This is a genomic window from Halomonas sp. HK25 (genome assembly GCF_047795635.1).
Taxonomy (GTDB): Bacteria; Pseudomonadota; Gammaproteobacteria; order Pseudomonadales; family Halomonadaceae; genus Halomonas.
This window is the reverse complement of the sequence record NZ_CP181044.1, coordinates 2,425,137-2,446,108: the sequence shown is the minus strand read 5'-3', so window position 1 is coordinate 2,446,108 and position 20,972 is coordinate 2,425,137. Positions and strand designations below refer to the sequence as shown.

The 20,972-nt window shown below is 54.7% G+C and carries 18 protein-coding genes; all 18 read left to right on the top strand.

Features of this window, described 5'->3' with window-relative positions:
- Positions 1–83 precede the first annotated feature (83 nt).
- The 18 genes from ACM26W_RS11725 to ACM26W_RS11640 all read left to right on the top strand — a co-directional run bounded on the left by ACM26W_RS11725 (position 84) and on the right by ACM26W_RS11640 (position 20,964).
- A complete protein-coding gene (locus ACM26W_RS11725; protein ID WP_416137174.1) occupies positions 84–1,433 on the top strand; it encodes a Na(+)-translocating NADH-quinone reductase subunit A in 1,350 nt (449 codons plus the stop codon).
- Between the two features lie 2 nt (positions 1,434–1,435).
- Complete coding sequence (locus ACM26W_RS11720) at positions 1,436–2,659, top strand: NADH:ubiquinone reductase (Na(+)-transporting) subunit B (protein WP_416137173.1); 1,224 nt, start codon at positions 1,436–1,438, stop codon at positions 2,657–2,659.
- Positions 2,659–3,474, top strand: coding sequence for a Na(+)-translocating NADH-quinone reductase subunit C (locus ACM26W_RS11715; protein WP_416137172.1), 816 nt, complete (start codon positions 2,659–2,661; stop codon positions 3,472–3,474). The genes ACM26W_RS11720 and ACM26W_RS11715 overlap by 1 nt, the downstream gene beginning before the upstream one ends.
- Before the next feature lie 2 nt (positions 3,475–3,476).
- Positions 3,477–4,145, top strand: a complete 669-nt coding sequence (locus ACM26W_RS11710; RefSeq protein ID WP_416137171.1) for an NADH:ubiquinone reductase (Na(+)-transporting) subunit D — start codon at positions 3,477–3,479, stop codon at positions 4,143–4,145.
- 1 nt (position 4,146) lies between these two features.
- Complete coding sequence (gene nqrE / locus ACM26W_RS11705) at positions 4,147–4,764, top strand: NADH:ubiquinone reductase (Na(+)-transporting) subunit E (protein ID WP_416137170.1); 618 nt, start codon at positions 4,147–4,149, stop codon at positions 4,762–4,764.
- 72 nt (positions 4,765–4,836) lie between these two features.
- Complete coding sequence (gene nqrF, locus ACM26W_RS11700) at positions 4,837–6,069, top strand: NADH:ubiquinone reductase (Na(+)-transporting) subunit F (RefSeq protein ID WP_416137169.1); 1,233 nt, start codon at positions 4,837–4,839, stop codon at positions 6,067–6,069.
- The gene (locus tag ACM26W_RS11695) at positions 6,066–6,824 is read left to right on the top strand and encodes an FAD:protein FMN transferase (RefSeq protein WP_416137168.1); all 759 of its coding nucleotides are present in this window, start codon (positions 6,066–6,068) and stop codon (positions 6,822–6,824) included. The genes nqrF and ACM26W_RS11695 overlap by 4 nt, the downstream gene beginning before the upstream one ends.
- Positions 6,825–6,865: 41 nt before the next feature.
- A complete protein-coding gene (nqrM, locus tag ACM26W_RS11690) occupies positions 6,866–7,120 on the top strand; it encodes a (Na+)-NQR maturation NqrM (protein WP_416137167.1) in 255 nt (84 codons plus the stop codon).
- 421 nt (positions 7,121–7,541) lie between these two features.
- Positions 7,542–8,933, top strand: coding sequence for a Si-specific NAD(P)(+) transhydrogenase (sthA, locus tag ACM26W_RS11685; protein WP_416137166.1), 1,392 nt, complete (start codon positions 7,542–7,544; stop codon positions 8,931–8,933).
- A 494-nt stretch (positions 8,934–9,427) separates the two neighbouring features.
- Positions 9,428–11,509: an acyltransferase family protein gene (locus ACM26W_RS11680; RefSeq protein WP_416137165.1), complete on the top strand. Its 2,082-nt coding sequence runs from the start codon at positions 9,428–9,430 to the stop codon at positions 11,507–11,509.
- Positions 11,510–11,533: 24 nt separating this feature from the next.
- Positions 11,534–12,586: an NAD-dependent epimerase/dehydratase family protein gene (locus ACM26W_RS11675; RefSeq protein ID WP_416137164.1), complete on the top strand. Its 1,053-nt coding sequence runs from the start codon at positions 11,534–11,536 to the stop codon at positions 12,584–12,586.
- Positions 12,587–12,658: 72 nt separating this feature from the next.
- Positions 12,659–13,435, top strand: coding sequence for a glucose-1-phosphate cytidylyltransferase (gene rfbF, locus ACM26W_RS11670; RefSeq protein ID WP_416137163.1), 777 nt, complete (start codon positions 12,659–12,661; stop codon positions 13,433–13,435).
- Positions 13,436–13,486: 51 nt separating this feature from the next.
- The gene (locus ACM26W_RS11665) at positions 13,487–14,809 is read left to right on the top strand and encodes an NAD(P)H-dependent oxidoreductase (protein ID WP_416137162.1); all 1,323 of its coding nucleotides are present in this window, start codon (positions 13,487–13,489) and stop codon (positions 14,807–14,809) included.
- Between the two features lie 11 nt (positions 14,810–14,820).
- Positions 14,821–15,369, top strand: coding sequence for a dTDP-4-dehydrorhamnose 3,5-epimerase (gene rfbC / locus ACM26W_RS11660; RefSeq protein ID WP_416137161.1), 549 nt, complete (start codon positions 14,821–14,823; stop codon positions 15,367–15,369).
- Between the two features lie 170 nt (positions 15,370–15,539).
- On the top strand, positions 15,540–16,583 hold the full coding sequence (locus tag ACM26W_RS11655; RefSeq protein ID WP_416137160.1) for a glycosyltransferase family 2 protein: 1,044 nt from the start codon (positions 15,540–15,542) through the stop codon (positions 16,581–16,583).
- A gap of 131 nt (positions 16,584–16,714) precedes the next feature.
- On the top strand, positions 16,715–17,554 hold the full coding sequence (locus ACM26W_RS11650; RefSeq protein ID WP_416137159.1) for a sulfotransferase family protein: 840 nt from the start codon (positions 16,715–16,717) through the stop codon (positions 17,552–17,554).
- Positions 17,555–18,080: 526 nt separating this feature from the next.
- The gene (locus ACM26W_RS11645) at positions 18,081–19,919 is read left to right on the top strand and encodes an ABC transporter ATP-binding protein (RefSeq protein ID WP_416137158.1); all 1,839 of its coding nucleotides are present in this window, start codon (positions 18,081–18,083) and stop codon (positions 19,917–19,919) included.
- 76 nt (positions 19,920–19,995) lie between these two features.
- Complete coding sequence (locus ACM26W_RS11640; protein ID WP_416137157.1) at positions 19,996–20,964, top strand: hypothetical protein; 969 nt, start codon at positions 19,996–19,998, stop codon at positions 20,962–20,964.
- Positions 20,965–20,972 lie beyond the last annotated feature (8 nt).

The window sequence follows — 20,972 nt, the reverse complement described above, 5'->3', positions numbered from 1 at the left end:
ATAATGCCTTTGATTTTTGGGGTGGTTCGAGCCAGGCTCGGGCCTGATCCTTCATCTATCCGATCCATCAACTGGGCGAGACTATGATCGAAGTCAAGAAAGGCCTGGATCTCCCCATCACGGGAGCGCCCGAGCAGCGCATCGAGGATGCGCGCTCGGTGCGTCACGTGGCGGTCCTGGGTACCGACTACGTCGGCATGAAGCCGACCATGGAGGTCAAGGAGGGAGACAAGGTAAAGCTGGGCCAGCTGCTCTTTACCGACAAGAAGATCGAGGGCGTGCGCTTTACCGCGCCGGCCGCCGGTGAGGTGGTCGCCATCAACCGTGGGGAGAAGCGTCGCCTGCTCTCGGTGGTGATCAAGGTCGACGAGACCGAGGAAGCCGTCGAGTTCAAGGCCCACGGCCGTGACAAGCTCGAGGGGCTGGAGCGTCAGGCGGTGGTCGATCAGCTGCTCGAGTCTGGCCTGTGGACCGCGCTGCGCACCCGTCCCTACTCGCGCACCCCGGCCATCGACGGCAAGCCGGTCGATATCTTCGTCACCGCGGTGGACACCCACCCGCTGTGCCCGGACCCCGCCCAGATCATCAACGAGCAGCCCCAGGCCTTCGAAGATGGCCTCAAGGTACTGGCGCGTCTGACCGAGGGCAAGGTCTACCTGTGCACGGCACCGGACGCCCGCCTCCCCGGCGCTGACGTCAAGGGCGTGCAGGTCGAGCAGTTCGGTGGCCCGCACCCGGCCGGTCTCGTCGGCACTCACATCCACTTCCTGTCGCCCGTGGCGCTGCACAAGCGGGTCTGGCACATCGGCTACCAGGATGTCATCGCCTTCGGCAAGCTGTTCGCCGAGGGCAAGCTGGACACGAGCCGTGTGGTGGCCGTGGGCGGTCCGCGCGCCGAGAAGCCGCGGCTGCTGCGCACCCGCCTCGGGGCCAGCACCGAGGAACTGCTCGACGGGGAAGTGGTCGATCCTGAGGGCACCCGCGTCATCTCCGGTTCGGTCTTCTCCGGTTTCGCCTGTGAAGGCAGCCTGCGCTATCTGGGCCGCTTCCATCATCAGGTCAGTCTTCTCGAGGAGGGCAACAAGCGCCTCTTCATGGGCTGGCTGTCGCCGGGCAAGGATCGTCACTCGGTGATGGGTATCTACCTGTCCAGGATCACTGGCCTCAAGGACTACGCACCGACCACGTCCACCAATGGCTCCGAACGTGCCATGGTGCCGGTGGGTGCCTACGAGGCCGTAATGCCGCTGGATATCCTGCCCACGCAGCTGCTGCGCTCGCTGATTGTGGGTGACATCGAGACTGCCATGCAGCTCGGGTGTCTGGAGCTGGATGAAGAGGACCTGGCCCTGTGCACCTATGCGTGCCCGGGCAAGTACGAATATGGTCCCATCCTGCGTGACAACCTCACCCTGATCGAGAAAGAGGCCTGATCATGCCAATCCGACAGACACTCGATAATCTCGAGCCGCACTTCCACAAGGGTGGCAAGTACGAGAAGTTCTATCCCCTCTTCGAGGCGGTAGACACCATCTTCTACGCGCCGCCCAATGTGGCCAAGACCACTGCTCACGTGCGTGATGGCGTTGACCTGAAACGCATCATGATCACCGTCTGGATGTGTACCTTCCCGGCGATGTTCTTCGGCATGTGGGCCGCCGGTTGGCAGGCCAACACCGCCATCGACGCTGGCTACGCCTCCATGGCCGGCTGGCGCGAGGCGATCATGATGACCCTGGCGTCAGGGCATGATCCGGGTAGCCTGTGGGCCAACTTCGTGCTCGGGGCGACCTACTTCCTGCCGATCTACCTGGTGACCTTCGCCGTGGGTGGCTTCTGGGAAGTGTTGTTCGCCGTCAAGCGCGGCCACGAGGTCAACGAAGGCTTCTTCGTCTCCTCCGTGCTCTATGCGCTGATCCTGCCGGCGACCATCCCGCTGTGGCAGGTGGCGCTGGGTATCACCTTCGGCATCGTGATCGGCAAGGAGATCTTCGGCGGCACCGGCAAGAACTTCCTCAACCCGGCGCTGACCGGCCGTGCCTTCCTCTACTTCGCGTATCCGGCGCAGATCTCCGGCGACGCGGTGTGGGTGGCGGCCGACGGCTTCTCCGGCGCGACGGCGCTCTCCATCGCCTTCCAGGATGGCATGGCCGCCCTGACCAGCACCTACACCTGGTGGGATGCCTTCCTCGGCTTCATCCCCGGTTCCGTGGGCGAGGTGTCGACCCTGGCGATCCTGATCGGGGCGGCGGTGCTGCTCTGGACGAAGATCGCCTCGTGGCGAATCATGCTGGGCTGTTTCCTGGGCATGGTGGCGACCAGCGCGCTGTTCAACCTGATCGGTTCTGACAGTAACCCGATGTTCGCCATGCCGTGGTACTGGCACTTTGTGATCGGCGGCTTCGCCTTCGGCATGGTGTTCATGGCCACCGACCCGGTGTCGGCCTCCATGACCGATCAGGGTCGCCTGCTGTTCGGTGTGCTGATCGGTATCATGACCGTGCTGATTCGCGTGGTGAACCCGGCCTTCCCCGAAGGGATCATGCTGGCGATACTGTTCGCCAACCTGTTCGCGCCGCTCATCGACCACTTCTTTGTGCAGGCCAACATCAAGCGCCGGAAGCAGCGCACCGGTGCACCGGCCGAGGAGACTGCCTGATGGCACAGAGCAATAACTCCATCAAGAAGATCCTGACGGTGGCGTTCGCACTTTGCATCGTGTGTTCGGTCATCGTCTCCACCGCCGCGGTGGCGCTGCGTCCCCTGCAGCAGCTTAACCAGGAGCTGGATCGCAAGACCAACATCCTCAACGTGGCCAACCTCTACGAGAGTGGTATGGATGTGGAAGCGGCCTTCCGCGAGATCACGCCGCGTGTCGTCAACATGGAAACCGGCGAGTACTCCGACCAGCACGACCCGGAGACCTGGGACGGTTTCGAGGCGCGCCGCGATCCGGCCGCCTCGCGTACCCTCTCCGGCGAGCGTGATCCGGCCGGCCTGTCCCGCGTCGAGAACTACGCCACCGTCTACCTGGTCGGCGACCCCGACGATCCCGAGCAGATCATCCTGCCCATTCGTGGCCAGGGCCTGTGGGGGCTGATGCGTGGCTTCCTCTCCGTGGAAGGCGACGGCAACACCATCGTCGGCATCACCTACTATGAGCATGCCGAGACCCCGGGGCTGGGTGCCGAGGTCAACAACCCGCGCTGGCAGGCCCAGTGGGAAGGCAAGCAGGTCTTCGACGACGAGGGTGACCTGACTCCTGCCATCCGCGTGGCCAAGGGTAGCGGCAGCGGTGAGCACGAGGTCGATGGCCTCTCTGGTGCCACCCTGACCAGCAACGGCGTCACCAACATGCTGCAGTTCTGGCTGAGCCCGGAAGGCTTCGGCGAGTATCTCGCCAAGTTCCGCAGCGGTGTCGATGAGGATGACGCCCAGGACGCCGACGTCGAACTCGAAGCGGAAGGAGCCTGATCATGGCGGATGCATCAACCAAGAGCGTCTTGATGGCGCCGGTCTTCAAGAACAACCCCATCGCGCTGCAGGTGCTCGGCATCTGCTCCGCGCTGGCGGTGACGACCAGCATGAGCGTGTCGCTGGTCATGACCCTGGCGGTGATCTTCGTGACGGCCTTCGCGAACCTGTTCGTGTCGCTGATCCGTCACCACATCCCCTCGTCCATCCGCATCATCGTGCAGATGACCATCATCGCCTCGCTGGTGATCGTGGTGGATCAGATCCTCAAGGCGTACGCCTACGAGATGTCCAAGCAGCTCTCGGTGTTCGTCGGCCTGATCATCACCAACTGCATCGTGATGGGTCGCGCGGAAGGCTTTGCCATGCAGAACGGGCCCAAGATGTCGTTCATCGATGGCATCGGCAACGGCCTGGGCTACGGTTTCATCCTGATGACCGTGGGCTTCTTCCGTGAGCTGTTCGGCTCCGGCAGCGTCTTCGGCTTCACCGTGCTGGAGACCGTGCAGAACGGTGGCTGGTACGTGCCCAACGGCCTGCTGCTGCTGCCGCCGTCCGCGTTCTTCATCATCGGTCTGATCATCTGGGTGCTGCGCAGCATGAACCCGGAGCAGATCGAGGAGAACGAGTTCAAGATGAAGCACAACACCGAACCGAAGGAGGCGGTGTAACATGGAACACTATCTGAGCCTGTTCGTTGCCTCGGTCTTCGTCGAGAACCTGGCCCTGGCGTTCTTCCTCGGCATGTGTACCTTCCTGGCGGTGTCCAAGAAGGTCTCCGCGGCCTTCGGTCTCGGCATCGCCGTGATCGTGGTGCTGACCATCGCCGTCCCGGTCAACAACCTGGTCTTCAACGTGCTGCTGGCGGAAGGGGCACTGTCCTGGACCGGTATCAGCGGGGCCGAGAACATCGATCTCTCCTTCCTGGGCCTGCTCAGCTATATCGGCGTCATCGCCGCGCTGGTGCAGATCCTCGAGATGTTCCTCGACAAGTACGTGCCCGTGCTCTACAACGCGCTGGGCGTGTTCCTGCCGCTGATCACCGTGAACTGCGCCATCCTCGGTGGCGTGCTGTTCATGGTCGAGCGTAACTACAACTTCGGCGAGTCGGTGGTCTATGGCTTCGGCTCCGGCGTTGGCTGGGCGCTGGCCATCACCGCCCTGGCCGGTATCCGCGAGAAGTTGAAGTACAGCGATGTTCCCGGCTCCCTGCAGGGCCTGGGCATCACCTTCATCACCGTGGGTCTGATGTCGCTGGGCTTCATGTCCTTCTCCGGCATCCAGCTCTGAGGCAGGTCGTGCTCTCCCGGCGGTCGAATGTGCCGCCGGGGTCCAGACAACGTGAAGCAATAGGAAACCGACATGGTTGATACATCCGTCATCTTGCTCGGCGTGGTCATGTTCACCCTGATCATCATCGGTCTGACACTGGTGATTCTGGCCGCCCGCAGCAAGCTCGTCAGCACCGGGGACGTGACCATCGAGGTCAACGGTGACCCCGAGCACACCATGACCACCCAGGCCGGCGGCAAGCTGCTCAATACCCTGGCGGCCAACGGCATCTTCCTCTCCTCCGCCTGCGGCGGCGGCGGTTCCTGCGCCCAGTGCAAGTGCCGCGTGGAAGAGGGCGGTGGGGCGATCCTGCCCACCGAAGAGTCCCACTTCACCATGCGCGAGAAGAAGCAGGGCTGGCGCCTCTCCTGTCAGGTGCCGGTGAAGCAGGACATGAAGGTCGAGGTGCCCGAAGAGGTCTTCGGCGTCAAGAAGTGGGAGTGCGAGGTCATCTCGAACCCCAACGTCGCTACCTTCATCAAGGAACTGAACCTCAAGCTGCCCGAGGGCGAGAACGTCGACTTCCGCGCCGGTGGCTACGTCCAGCTGGTGGCACCGCCCTACGACATCAAGTTCTCCGACTTCGATATCGAGGAGGAGTACCGGGGCGACTGGGAGAAGTTTGGCCTGTTCGACATCTCCCACAAGAACAACGAGGAAGTCATCCGCGCCTACTCCATGGCGAACTATCCGGAAGAAGTGGGCATCCTCAAGTTCAACATCCGTATCGCCACGCCGCCGCCCAACACCAACCATCCGCCCGGGCTGATGTCCACCTACGTCTTCAGCCTGAAGCCGGGTGACAAGGTCACCGTGATGGGGCCCTTCGGCGAGTTCTTCGCCAAGGAGTCCGATGCCGAGATGGTGTTCGTCGGCGGCGGTGCGGGCATGGCGCCGATGCGCAGCCATATCTTCGATCAGCTCAAGCGCCTGCACTCCAAGCGCAAGATCTCGTTCTGGTACGGCGCGCGCTCCTGGCGCGAGACCTTCTACAACGACGAGTACGACCAGCTGGCCGAGGAGTTCCCCAACTTCGAGTGGCACCTGGCGCTCTCCGACCCGCAGCCCGAGGATAACTGGGAAGGCCCCACCGGCTTCATCCATAATGTCCTCTTCGAGAACTATCTCAAGGACCATCCGGCCCCCGAGGATTGCGAGTACTACATGTGTGGGCCGCCCATGATGAACGCCTCGGTGATCAAGCTGCTCCTTGATCTGGGCGTCGAACCCGAGAACATCCTGCTGGACGACTTTGGCGGATGATCTCCCTCGCCGCGAGGCGACACCCGGGGCTGGCCATACGGCCAGCCCTCTTTCTATTCGCCCTGCTGATGCCGCTGGCCTTGCTGGTGGGCTGTCGTCAGCAGGGGGAATGGCTTCAGCTCGAGGGCGTGGCCCTCGGTACCGGCTACCACATCACGCTGAATGGCGACCTGGGCGAGGGCGAGTCCGCTCTGGTCGAGGCCGCCATCCAGGGTGAACTGGTCAGCCTCGATAGTCAGTGGGAGGCCATCGAGGGCCTGCTGTCGGAGCTCCGCCTGCCGCTTCCCGGTGAACGACGGGCGGTCGCCATCGATGAGACCCTGCGCGAGCACCTGCAGGCCCTGGCGGTGGACCGTCTGTTCCGCGTATTGGACGATTTCGGTATCGCCAACGCTATGGTCGAGCTCGGGGGGGTGCAGCGCACCAGCGGCATGGCCGGACGCCATCCCTGGCGCGTACGCCTGCCGCGAAGCGGCCTCGGGGATGCACCGGAGCCCACCCTTCGCCTGCAGGACACCGCCCTGGTGACCCGCGTGGTGCCACAGCCCGCGATGATCGACGCAGCGGCAAGCGACCGCATCCTTGCGGTCAGCGCCGTGGCCCCCTGTGCCGAGGCGGCCGACCGCCTGGCCCGAGGGCTGCTCGCCGCCGCCCCGGTCGACACCCTGGAACACCCCGTACGCCTTGTTGTCCTCACACAACAGGGCCTTGAATTACATACCGGATCTGCCCTCGAGCCAATGCTCGACCGCTGAGCCCGGGCGTTGAGACCCGGACGTTGAGAATGGAGAATGACATGACCATCTGGCTTATCGCCTTTGCCTTCATGCTGCTGATCATGGCCGCCATGGCCATCGGGGTGATCCTCGGCCGCAAGCCCATCGCCGGCTCCTGCGGCGGCCTTAATCGCCTCGGCCTCAAGGAAGGCTGCGAGGTGTGCGGCGGCAAGGACGAGGTGTGCGAGGAAGAGAACCGCAAGCGTGGCAGCGTCCGCCGCCGCAGCGACGAGAGCCGCGGCGCCGACCTGGGCTACGACGCGACCCGGCGCTGAAGAAACCAGCCATGGTGTGATAGAGGCCAAGCTATGGGGCCACGGGTGGGAGCTGGGCTTTGCCCGGCGAATGGCGCCGGAGGCGCCCCGGCGTCGTTATCGACTGATGCACTGGCCTCAGCCTTCGCCCCGCAGAGCGTGGCTCCCACCAGAAGGAACCGCCTCAGTGGTAACTGAATAACCTTCAAGGCTTGAGGCCACTGGTGGGATAGAGGCCAAGCTATGGGGCCACTGGTGGGAGCTGGGCTTTGCCCGGCGAAGGGAGACCGAAGGACTCCTTGGCGGTATTCGCCAATGCCAGCGACTCTGGCGGGGCGCCTGCGGCGCCATTCGTCGAGGCGTCGAACCGCCCGCAGAGCGTGGCTCCCACCTGAAGAAACAGCCTCAACGGGTGCACAACCGCAAGGAGATCAAGCGGCCAATGGCAGTCCATAATTACGACGTTGTGGTGATCGGTACCGGTCCGGCCGGGGAGAGCGCCGCCATCAACGCCGCCAAGCACGGCAAGCACGTGGCGGTGGTCGAGAAGCAGCCGTTGGTGGGGGGCAACTGTACCCACTGGGGGACGATTCCCTCCAAGGCGCTGCGTCACCAGGTCAAGCAGATCATGCAGTTCAACACCAACCGCATGTTCCGCGATATCGGCGAGCCGCGCTGGTTCTCCTTCCCCAAGGTCATGGAGCGTTCACGGGCCACCATCGACCAGCAGGTGGTAATGCGCACCAACTTCTATGCCCGTAATCGTATCGACCTGTTCAGCGGCGTGGCCCGCTTCAAGGATGAGCACAGCCTGCTGGTGCGTGACAGCGACGAGGGCATGGATGAGCTGGTCGCCCAGAAGATCGTCATCGCCACAGGGTCGCGTCCCTACCGCCCGGCGGACATCAACTTCCGTCACCCGCGCATCTACTGTTCGGACACCATTCTCAGTCTCAACCATACGCCGCGCACCCTGATCATCTTCGGGGCGGGGGTCATCGGTTGCGAATACGCGTCGATCTTCTCCGGGCTCGGCGTCAAGGTGGACCTGATCAACAACCGCGACAGCCTGCTCAGCTTTCTGGATGACGAGATCAGCGACGCGCTCTCCTACCACCTGCGCAAGCACGGGGTGCTGATCCGCCATAACGAGGAGTACGACCGCGTCGAGGGTGACGAGTCGGGAGTCACCGTGCACCTGAAGTCCGGCAAGCGACTGCGCGCCGACGCCTTCCTGTGGGCCAACGGTCGCACCGGCAATACCGACCAGCTGGGTCTCGAGAATATCGGCCTGGAGGCCAACGAGCGTGGGCAGCTATTGGTCGATGAGCACTACCGCACGGCCCTGCCGCACATCTACGCCGCCGGGGACGTGATCGGCTGGCCGAGCCTGGCGAGTGCCGCCTACGACCAGGGTCTCAACGCCTCCAGCGAGATCCTCGGCGAAGACTTCCGCTACGTCACCGAAGTGCCTACCGGTATCTACACCATTCCCGAGATCAGCTCGTTCGGGCGCAATGAGCGCGAGCTCACCGAGGCGAAGGTCCCCTACGAGGTGGCCCAGGCCTTCTTCAAGGACACGGCCCGGGCCCAGATCACCGGCGACACCGTGGGGATGCTCAAGATCCTCTTCGACCAGGACACCCTCGAGATCTACGGCATCCACTGCTTCGGTGACCAGGCCTCCGAGATCGTCCACATCGGCCAGGCGATCATGCAGCAGAAGGGCGAGGCCAACAGCCTCACGTACTTCGTCAGCACCACCTTCAACTACCCCACCATGGCCGAGGCCTACCGGGTAGCCGCCATGAACGGAATGAATCGGGTCTTCTGACGTATCCAGCACCTGCCCTTCCTTCCCGGGGCAGGTATTCCACTGCCCGAATTCCCGCCACTAGCGCCCCTCGCTCCCATCCTCCCTGTCGTGACCCTCCTCGATGCGCACCATGGCGCATCACGCGCCCCTGTGGCCGCTGTATGGCGAATAAGCCGAATCAAGGCTGCTCGCACGGTTGCCAGGAACCGCCGGGTGCAAAATTGAAAATCTCGTTACACGTACATGGAAAAAACCAACTACGCATGCGGACGAAACGTTTAGTAACATTGCGTATGACAAATTAACAAATATGGAAGTACCGTGGAATGGGTGGGGAAATGACCAAATTCCCTGGCGGTAGCGTGTCCTGGCATTCACCAAACCCAGCAGAAAGACGTGCCCTGTTGAAAGCAACACTTGGCAGATAACCACCTGTCAGCACTCAATTTTCTGGAAGTATACGACATTGTTCGCCATGGCTTGGCTAAACCCGTACTTTGGTGTAAGGGAATATGACTACTAACTATAGGCCTGAGGTCGATGGGCTGCGAGCAATCGCAGTGATCCCCGTCATCCTGTTCCATGCTGGGTTCGAATGGTTCTCGGGTGGGTACATCGGTGTCGATGTATTCTTCGTGGTCAGCGGATACTTGATTACCGGTATCATCTATGGAGAAATGCAGCAGGATCAATTTTCGATAATCAAGTTCTACGAGCGAAGAGCGAGACGAATACTGCCCGCACTGACCTTCGTCAGCTTGATCAGTTTGGTTGTAGCATGGCGTTGGATGCTGCCGGAAGAGTTCAAGAGCCTCAGTGAAAGCCTTGTTGCGGTAAATCTATTTGTCTCGAATATCTATTTCTGGCAGGACATGGGGTATTTTGACGGTCCGGCTGAATTGAAACCCTTCCTGCACACCTGGAGCCTCGCCGTCGAGGAGCAGTTCTACCTGTTTTTTCCGCTTTTCATGCTCCTGATTGCCAGGTTCAAGAAAGTGGCCGTTCTTTCGATCCTATGTCTGGGCTTCATGGCCAGTCTTGCATTGGCTGAATGGGGATCAGAAACCCATCCCAGTGCGAACTTTTATCTACTACCAACGCGCGCCTGGGAGCTGCTGGCAGGCGCTATTATTGCCATCTATCTGCACAATCGGGCTTTTAACCCATCGGGCATGCTCAGCAACCTGATGGCGGGAAGCGGCCTGGCACTGGTCATGTTGGCAATTGTCTTCTTCGACGAAACCGTTCCTTTCCCGAGTCTGTGGGCCGTCGTGCCGGTGCTGGGTACGTCCCTCGTCATCCTCTACGCCAATACCAGAAATATGGTCGGACAGCTCCTGTCACTCAAGCCCATGGTCGGGATCGGCTTGATCAGCTACAGCGCCTATCTTTGGCATCAGCCTGTCTTCGCCTTTGCCAGAGAGATGAGTTTCGCGCCGTTGACTCAAGTCGACTTCCTGCAGTTGAGTATACTGTCGCTTCTTCTGGCCTGGTTCTCGTGGTGGTTTGTCGAGCAGCCATTCAGGAACAAGCAGCTGGTATCACGACCACAGATATTCAAGGCATCGCTGACCGTATCCTGTCTGATGATCGGGTTCGGGGTGTACGGGATTAATACCCAGGGCATTCCGTGGCGTTTCAATGACGATATCCAGATGCTGTCAGAAGTCAGGTCACATAAGTTCATTAACTCAGGCGATTGCAACTCAACACCGGGTAACATGCGGTCGATTGAAGATGCGTGCATGTATAACTCAATTGGAGACAGCAAGGTTGTAGTCTGGGGGGATAGTCAGGCTACCCCACTCATAGGCCCGGTTGCAGAAAGAGTTGATGGGCTGGGAATGCAAGTAAAGCAGCTGGTTTATACTAACTGCTTACCCATCTCAGATTACACAAGACATGACGACAGTGATTGTGGAAAGTTTAATCAGCTGGCAATGGATTATATGATTGGTAACGCCGATGTTGAAATGGTCGTCATGCTGGGTCGATATCCCTTCCAGTTTGAAGGCGAAGTATTCGATAATGGTGAAGGAGGAACTCAGCATGAAAGAACCATATATGCGGTACCATACCAAAACAATGATACAGGGTTGCTGAACGAAACTGAGCAACGTATAGAAGTCGTAGGCGGTCTGCTCAGAAATACGGTAGATAAACTCGTCGCAGATGGAAAAAAAGTCATATTGATCTATCCGGTGCCAGAGGTCGGGTGGGATGTTCCTTATTTCCTGGCAAGGGAAAAACTTCGGGGAATTGAAAGGGATGCACCATTATCGACCAGCTATGAAGTCTTCAAGGAGCGTACTGCTACAACGTATGAACAGTTCTCGGTGATTGATGGGCATACGAACCTGTTGAAGATCGATCCGGCATCGATATTCTGTAATTCCTATTTGCCGGGTAGATGTGCTGTTGAAATTTCAGGAAAGATGCTCTATTACGATGATAACCATCTGAGTCGGTACGGTGCAGAGTTTCTGATTGAACATGTCTTCGAGCAAATAATCGATAAGGGATGGCTGCACGATAGAACCGAAAACATGGAATTGGCCAAACAACCTGAGAATAACTCAGGAAATGAAGGCTGACAACGCAGCCGGCAGGGGAGGGAAATGATGAAAATATTAATTATTGGAAATATGGGGTATGTCGGACCAGCCGTGATCAAGGAACTGGCGCGCTGCCACCCGGATGCGGTTCTACATGGGTACGATAATGCCTATTTTGCGCACTGCCTGACGGGTGCCCAGACCCTGCCGGAACGTCACCTGGAGAAGCAATTCTTCGGTGATGTGAGGAAGATTCCCGAAGGGATGCTGGATGGCTATACGGCAGTGGTGCAACTTGCGGCCATATCAAATGACCCCATGGGCAGTCGATTTGCCGCGATGACCAAGGAAATCAACCAGGAAGCGACCGTCAGGATCGCCCGACAGGCAGCCAGGGAAAACGTCAAGAATTTTGTCTTCGCTTCAAGCTGCAGCGTCTATGGCGTCGCCAGCGGTGAGCCACGTAAGGAGGGCGACGCGCTTTCACCGATGACCGATTACGCCAGGTCCAAGATCGACAGTGAAGAAGCCTTGGGTGGTATCGGCGGTGATATGGTGATCACCAATTTACGTTTTGCGACAGCTTGTGGCATGTCAGAGCGGCTGCGCCTGGATCTGGTACTCAACGACTTCGTTGCCTGCGCTCTTTCACAGAAAAAGATCACCGTACTGAGTGATGGCACACCCTGGCGTCCACTGATCGATGTGATGGACATGGGGCGAGCCATTGACTGGGCCGTTCAACGCGATGCCAGTACTGGTGGCAGGATCCTGAGCATCAACACGGGCTCGAACCAGCGCAATCACCAGGTGCGTGACCTCGCTTATGCCGTGGCCGAGGCGGTGCCAGGGACAAGTGTCAGTATCAACGAGGGAGCCGCCGTCGATAGCCGCTCATACAAGGTCGACTTCAGCCTCTATGAATCCTTGGCACCGCACCATCAACCACAGATGACGTTGAACGACTCGATCCAGGGCCTGATCGATGGTCTGACTCGAATGAACTTCAAGGATGCCGACTTCCGTGGTTCAGACTTGATGCGCCTGCAGGTGTTGCAAGGGCACGTCGATGAAGGGCGGTTGACTGATACATTGGCGTGGGATAGTGATCAATGATTATCAGGCGCTACTGACGGTTCTGTCGAAAGTGGGTTGAACCATTGTTGAAAAAATGCAGGAGAAAAGATCATGAAAGTCGTCATTCTTGCAGGTGGCTTCGGTACTCGGCTGAGTGAAGAGACCGCCGTTCGTCCCAAACCCATGGTGGAAGTTGGTGGGCGGCCGATCCTTTGGCACATAATGAAGATATATTCACATTACGGCTTCAAAGATTTCGTCATTCTTGGTGGTTACAAGGTGGATTATATTCGTAATTATTTTCTCAATTATCGTGGTAAGCAGACAGACTATACCATCGATTTGAAGAGTGGCCATGTTGAGTGGTTGAGAGGCATCAATGAAGACTGGACGGTGACTGTGCTGGATACAGGATCGGAGTCACTGACCGGTGGGCGAATAAAACGAGCCAAAGACTATATTGGTAACGAAACATTTTGCCTCACCTATGGTGACGGCGTGAGCGATATCAATATCAGTAAGCTCGTAGAATCCCACAAGGCATCTGATTGTTGGTGCACTCTCACTGCCGTGACCCAACCAGGCCGCTACGGCGCGTTGCGACTCGATGACAAAAGCAGCCATGTGATGGCGTTTCGAGAAAAAGGGGAAGTGGATGGCGGGCTGATTAATGGTGGATTTTTCGTTTGCGAGCCTGAAGTTCTTGACCTGATTGATGATGACTCTACGACATGGGAGAACGAACCCATGGAACGCATGGTCAAGATGGATAAGCTTGGCTATTATCACCATCAAGGTTATTGGCAAAGCATGGACTCACTTCGAGATAGAATGGTACTCGAATCCAAGTGGGCCGATAATCCGCCATGGAAAGTTTGGAATGATTGATAACCCACTATACGTGGATTAATTGCCCCATCCTGCACTAGTGAGACCACCATGATAATTGTTGATACTGCCCTGGCAAGAAGGGAAGCGGCTGGAAAGCCGATTAGGGTAGGGATGATCGGTGCCGGTTTTCAAGGAAAGGGTATCGGACTTCAGATCATGACGGCAACACCAGGCATGCGCCTTTGTGCGGTGGCGAACCGACACATCGGGTCAGCCATCGAGGTCTTTGATCAAGTGAGCAAGGTATCCAGACGCTGTGACACCGCATCTCAGATCGAGGCAGCGTTGAGCAAGGGTGACGCTGTAGTGACAGAGGATGCCACTGCACTTGCCGCGGCAAACGGGCTGGATGTCATCATCGAAGTAACCGGTTCCATCGAGTATGCAGCACAGGCCATACTGACGGCGATTGACAGTGGCAAGCATGTTGTACAAATGAATGCCGAACTGGATGGCACCATCGGCCCGATTCTCAAAGATCGCGCGGACAAGGCGGGCGTCATTTATACCTTCTCTGACGGTGACCAACCGGGTGTGCAGATGAATCTCTACCGCTTCGCAAGGGGCGTGGGAGTGACTCCGGTGCTATGTGGCAATATCAAGGGATTGCACGACCCTTATCGCAATCCGGAAACGCAACGCGTCTTCGCGGAGCGTTGGGGACAGAAGCCGGCCATGGTAGCGTCTTTCGCGGATGGCACGAAGATCTCATTCGAGCAGGCGATAGTCGCCAATGGCACGGGCATGCGGGTGCTGCGGCGCGGGATGTTGGGGCCAGATTTCTCGAACGGCGATCCTGGCTCCCCGTTGGTACCCATTGAAGATACCATGGGAGCGTTCAAGCCTTATCTGGATTCGGGTGGTCCAGGTCTGGTGGACTACGTGGTGGGCGCGAGACCCGGACCTGGCGTCTTTGTGCTTGGTACCGTGGAAGATTCGCGTAAGCAGCACTACCTGGAGCTCTACAAGCTAGGAAAGGGTCCGTACTACTGCTTTTATACACCCTATCACTTATGTCATTTTGAAGTGCCTACGTCAGTCGCCAGGGCTTGTCTGTTCGATGACCCGGTCCTGACCCCCCGAGGCGCCCCCATGGTTGGGGTTGTTGCCATCGCCAAGAAGGATCTGTCGGAAGGTGAACGGATCAAGGAATTTGGTGGATTTGAGGTATATGGGGTTGCAGACAACATGGAAGCCATACGCAATGAGAACCTCCTTCCTGTCGGTCTGGCCATCGACTGCGTCCTGAGAAGAAACGTGAGTAAGGACACACCGCTGACCTGGGATGACGTACAGTTTCCAGAAGGTAGGCTGGTGGACCGTCTCTATAGAGAGCAGGAACAATTGTTCTCAGGTAATCCCGAAGGATAAAGGAGTCTCTTATGAAATTCATCAAGACAGATCTCAAGGATGCGTATTTGATTGAGCTGGAGCCTCGAGGTGACGATAGAGGTTTTTTTGCAAGAAGCATGTGTCGTGATGAGTTCTCTGAAGTGGCCTTGGAGAGTAACTTTGTACAACAGAACACCTCTGTATCAGCTCATCGCGGGACGTTGAGAGGGATGCACTTCCAGAGGGCGCCCTTTGGTGAGGACAAGCTCGTACGGTGTATCAGTGGTGCAATCGTCGATGTGATTGTCGATATCCGCAAGGAATCCCCCACCTACCTGCAGCATCAAATGTTTGAACTAACCAGCCGCAACAGGCTGCAGCTGTATGTACCGAAAGGCTTTGCACATTCCTTCATGACCCTGGAGGATAATGTGGAGGTAAACTACCTGGTTACTACTCCCTATACACCAGCATCAGAAGATGGACTGAGATACGATGATGAGGAACTTGGTATCGTATGGCCCTTGCCGGTTACGGTAATATCGGAGAAGGATGCCAGTTGGCCATTGTTGAAGGAGCGCCAGGAGTCCTTGTACTGAAGGCATCGTAGGCCAGAAATATAAGTCATGCAGAAGTGAAGCGAAAAAGGGCTTAATGCGGTGGTGTGATACATCCAGAAACGAGATGCATCAGATATAGCAAGCCTGTTTTATCATAACCTTTCGGCATGATGACAAAATAAGATTTCTACGCGCAGGTGGAGGCAACAATGACCAAGGTGATAGCAGTTGTATTGACTTATAATAGGCGGGATCTGCTCAAACGTTGTCTTGATGCTATCAACCGACAAATCAGGCCCTGCGACGAAATCCTCGTCATCAACAATGCCAGTACTGATGATACCATCGACATGCTGGAGAACGATGAGTATCACGGTGTTAAGGTCTATTCGCTTAAAAAAAATCTGGGCGCTGCTGGTGGTTTTCATACAGGGTTTCGCATGGCCTTTGAAAATGGTGCGGACCAGGTTTGGATGATGGACGATGATGTCATACCTGAACCCACCGCCCTACAGGCGTTGCTTGAGGCCGATGCTCTGCTAGAAGAGTATAAAATAAAAAGAAGCTATTTGCTCTCAACGGCTTTTACTGAATCCGGTGAGGTCACCAATACTCCGATAATAAGCGATGGGCTGAACAAGGTTGGCTATATGAAGTGGCCGTCTCTTCTTCAGCATGGACTTGTTCCAGTCGGAAGCGCCACCTTCGTTTCTATTCTGGTACCACGTCAGACACTGGAAGCTTATGGCCTGCCCATAGCCGAGATGTTCATCTGGGGTGAAGATGCAGAATTTACCTTGAGAATAACTCGAGAATATCCTGGATATGTAGTCGGGAATAGCAAGGTGGCCCATATTCGATACGGTTCGGCTAAGCTCAACATTATAGCGGAAGACAATCAGGCCAGGGTTTCATATTATAAAAACTACGTCAGGAATAACGTTTATCTGGCCAGGAGGTACAAGGGTAAGAGTCGTGTGTGTTCTGTTGTCCTGAGGAACTCGCTGCTCATCTGTCGGCTCCTGATGATGGGGCGTTTTCGAAAAGCGTATGTCGTATTTTCCGGGTTGATTCAAAGCGCCTGGTTCAGGCCTGCCGCTAAGGCGGTAGATGGAGATTATGACTATTCTCACTTATCCATTTCAATATCTGGTGAGGCCAGCCGAAGCAGTCTCGCTGGCGATAATCTGGAAGCCAATCAGTTGGGGGAGGCTTTGAGTTATATGCGCCACCAGCAATATTGCACAAAATAACAAAACTATATGTCCTTCTAGAATTGTGAGTAATAATCATGCAGAGTTGACGCTAAATAAGGAAGAGGGTGGTAAATTATAGCTTTACTCGAGATGAGTGTTGCTGGAAAGAAAGTCGTGGAGTTTAAAGCATGTTAAATAATAAGATTGTACTGCTTGTTGGTTTTGGTAGAGGGGGCACTAATATTGCCTGGAACATACTCCAGTCGCATCCTGATATTGTTGCGCCTCCATTTGAAACAGGAGAAATTTTCAAAAAATCAGTATCGCTTCAGTTGTTGAATGCTGTTCGTAATTATGATGTATATCCGTCAGCGAGGAAGGTTGTTGATAAAATACTGTTTGATTTCAAGATGAAAAGTCTGGTCCATCCAGACAATATGTATTGTTATGATGGTGTCCCATACAGCGCGGAACAAATGAAAGGAACAGTCCTTTGCCTCAAGTCTGTGAATAATGATATATACCTAACAGATCTTCTTTTGAAAGTATATCCAGAGCTGTATTTCATTGGACTTTCAAGAAACGGATATGCGTTAGCTAATGGTTATGTAAGAAGAGGAAAAAGTGTAAAAAAAACAGGAAAGTTATACAGTAAAATATCAAAAGAAATGGAACGCTATTCTCATATAATTCCCAGGTTCAAAATGGTAAAGTTTGAAGATATTGTTGACCATCCATTTGAAATGGCAGAAGAGTTATATAGATTTCTTGGCATGGATCCTGTTCAGGTCGAGAAGCTGAGGTTCAAATCAAAAAAAATACTGAACAGCAAGGGGGACCACACAACTAACTTCGGTCGTGAAAATAAGAAGTATTGGGTTGGTAGAGATGAAGTGGAAATGATAATCGATAGGAATATCAATAAAAAGCAAATGGGGGATCTAACCGACGAACAGATTAAGGTGTTCAATCAAGAATCAGGATCTGCTTTTGATTTCTTTGAATACAGCATGCAACTCGAGTCTTGATAATAGGCGTTGTCAGGTAAACGCAGAGGTCGATGGTTAAATAAGGCAAGAATTCACGAAAAGATGGACAGCGGTCGTGCTCGATTTTATTGTATGTATGTAAGTGCTTTGATTGACTCGAGCGTGAACCAAACTTTTATATGAAGTAAGAACGACTGTAGCAGTTTTGGTTAAAGCCTAAGAGGCGGGCTGTACTGGGATTACAATCAAGAGTGCTCAATCTTTATATGAGGTTTAAATTCAAGCTAGAAACTTTTATCTTTCAATCTGTCGGCGGGGGAATGGCAATGGATGTGGAATCAATAATTGTCACATTGACGTCAGTGGGGATGCTTGGCTCCAGAAACAAGCCGAGTATTATTGTAAATACAGATTATCACGATAGGGCAGGTATAGTACCTTCTGTGAGGACCGGTGCATCTTGACATGATCAAGCATGTAATCCGGTTTGCCTTGATGCTAAGTATTCACATATGAGTGTTGTGAATAAACCCATGGATAAAATGATAATTGGGCAGAACCTCCTATGTTATTGAATATCAAGCAACTGTATTCATTGCTAACGGCAGAGCAACGTAGGCGATTATTGCTGTTGCAGGTCCTCGTCGTGTTGATGGCCTTTGCAGAGTTGGCGAGCATCGCGGCAATTGGTCCTTTCATGGCAGTAGTGGGTAATATGAGCCATCTGGAAGGAGAAGGCACCTTGGGGCGTATATATTCGTTAAGTGGTGCCGATGACCCTACTATCTTTCTATTCTGGCTTGGCCTGGCCGTATTGTGTGTGCTGGGGGTTGCGACTTCGGTGTCTATTTTCACTACCTGGCGTCTGTCACTGTATTCACATCAAGTGGGTGCTGAGTTAAGCACTCGTTTATACAAGCATTATATGCAACAGCATTGGCTTTTCCACACAAACGGAAGTAGTAGTCAACTGACAAATAAAATCGCCCAGGAATGTCGACGAGTGACTGACAATGTTTTGACACCCCTGATGCAGATCAATGCAAAAATTGTTGTAGCACTGTTCATTTCTATAGCTATCTTCCTGTTTAACCCTTGGGTAGCACTCAGCGGTCTTTTAGTTTTCGGATGTTTATACTGGGCATTGTATCGCACGGTTCGTCGTAAACTTTTGAGGAATGGTAATTTGGTGAGTGCAACCAATGGGCAGCGATTCAAGTTGATGAACGAAGGATTTGGTGGGATCAAGGATACCCTGTTGCTGGGGCGCCAAGGTGATTTTAATCGTAGGTTTGAAAATACAAGTCGTCAACTTGGTCGTGCGCAAGGTGTGACCAAGGCGCTTAGTCAAGCGCCACGCTACCTGATGGAATTGGTTGCCTTTGGCGCGGTAATAATGCTTGTGCTTTATTTGCTGGTTGCACACGACGGTAACCTCGGTACGATACTTCCTATCTTGTCGGTGTATGCTTTGGCGGGTTTTAAGCTGTTGCCGGCTTTTCAGCAGATTTATAGTGGTATGGCAACGGTTAGAGGCAATATAGCTTCCTTCAAGAGCCTTAAGGAAGACCTGGAGGCTAGCCAAGGCGGTGAAAGCATCAAGATAACGAAGAAAAAAACAGGAAAAAATCATGTGGTACAAGGTGATGATAGCCATCATGTTAAATGGATGCCGGAAGACTGCATCCGGCTGGAAAATGTGACATTCAGTTATCCTGGAAAAAATGAAACGGCACTTGATGATCTGAATATCACCATTCCGGTCAATGGAATAATTGGCTTGGTCGGTGCCTCTGGGTCTGGAAAAAGTACCGCAATTGACATTCTGTTAGGCCTCATAGATCCCGAGCGAGGTCACCTCATGCTCGATAATGAGCCCTTGACGCCCAGCCGACGAAGATCATGGCAAAATAGTGTAGGTTTTGTTGCGCAGAGCATTTTCCTGGCGGATTCCAGTATCAGGGAAAATATTGCATTTGGTCTACCTCCCGAGGAAATCGATGACGACAAGGTTCTGCGCGCGGCACAGATGGCTCATCTGGACGAGTTGCTCGAACGTCTCCCTGATGGTCTGGAAACTCGAGTTGGCGAGCGTGGCATCCAGCTATCCGGTGGACAGCGCCAGCGCATTGGTATTGCGCGGGCTTTGTATGATGATGCTGAAGTCCTGGTCCTTGATGAAGCAACCAGTGCGTTGGATGGTATAACAGAGCGTATGGTCATGGATGCCATTCATGACTTCTCCGGTAAAAAGACGATTATCATGATTGCGCATCGTCTCGCCACAGTAAAACCCTGTGACTGTATCTATCTGATGGAGTCGGGTAGAGTTATTGATTCTGGTACTTATGATGAGTTGGTCTTGCGGAATGAGACCTTTCAACGAATGGCTGAGCATGCTTGATTAGGCGTTTTTGCACTACTTTACAGTGGGGCTCTCGGTCTCAGAGGCTCCCAGTTATTATCAGGAGTCAATGTGTATGTTTAGCCAGGTGTTAAAAACTCTAGTGCGTACATCGCTTGTAAAGATGGGCTTTGAAATCAGGAGGTCCATGAACCCAGTTGTTTTTGACCTTTCACGGAATGAGGTGAAGCATCCCGTGGAAGCGATATATAAAGCAAATGGGAATCCATGTTATGTCAAGGTGCCTTTGTCCAGGATTGTATCGTTTGAGTATGCCGCCTTTCCATTATCCATTGAAGCGGGTCACCCATTCCTGGTCACATTGAAAGAATATGAATCTAATCCAAAGCTGACTGCTGAAAATTCATTATTGGGTAAATATTACCAGCTTTTTCAACCTGCTAACGCCAGTGATGTCATGGGTCTTGCCAGCCCTTCTTGTCGAGACCTCAAGGTTCTTCCTGCCTGGGCAAGCCCACCGCTATGGTCATTGAAGACCCCAGAGGAGTATCTTGATTACATAAAGATATTGTTTCAAAAGGAAGATGTATCGCAAGGAGTCAGCATTGGCAAGTTTATGGGTGGAAGTACTTTTGGTCCGGTTGAGCCAAGAAAGCTTAGGTTAGAATATGCCAGGTTGATTGGCGTTTACGAGTCTATAAAAAAAAGCGGCTACAGGTTTGACGCGAGCGAGTGTGTTACGGGTACCGTGTGGGTGGATGATGGTAGATGGGTCGTATCCGTCTCTTCTGGTCAACACCGTATAGCGAGTCTGGCAGCCTTGGGTTATGAGCATGTCATAGTGGAGCTTCAATCACACAAGGCGCTTGGTGGGGTAATGTGTAAATCATGCTGTGAGTATTTTCCTACCGTTATCAACGGAATTCATAATGTGAAAGAAGCCCAGAAAATATTCGATAGAATCATTAGAGGAAAGCCACCTGAAGCCGCCAGTAATTGGATCGATTACTGCAATACCATATTCCCGGATGGCAAATCAAAAACGCGACCTCATAGAACGCTTAAATCGGTGAGAAGCGTCTAATTCATTTC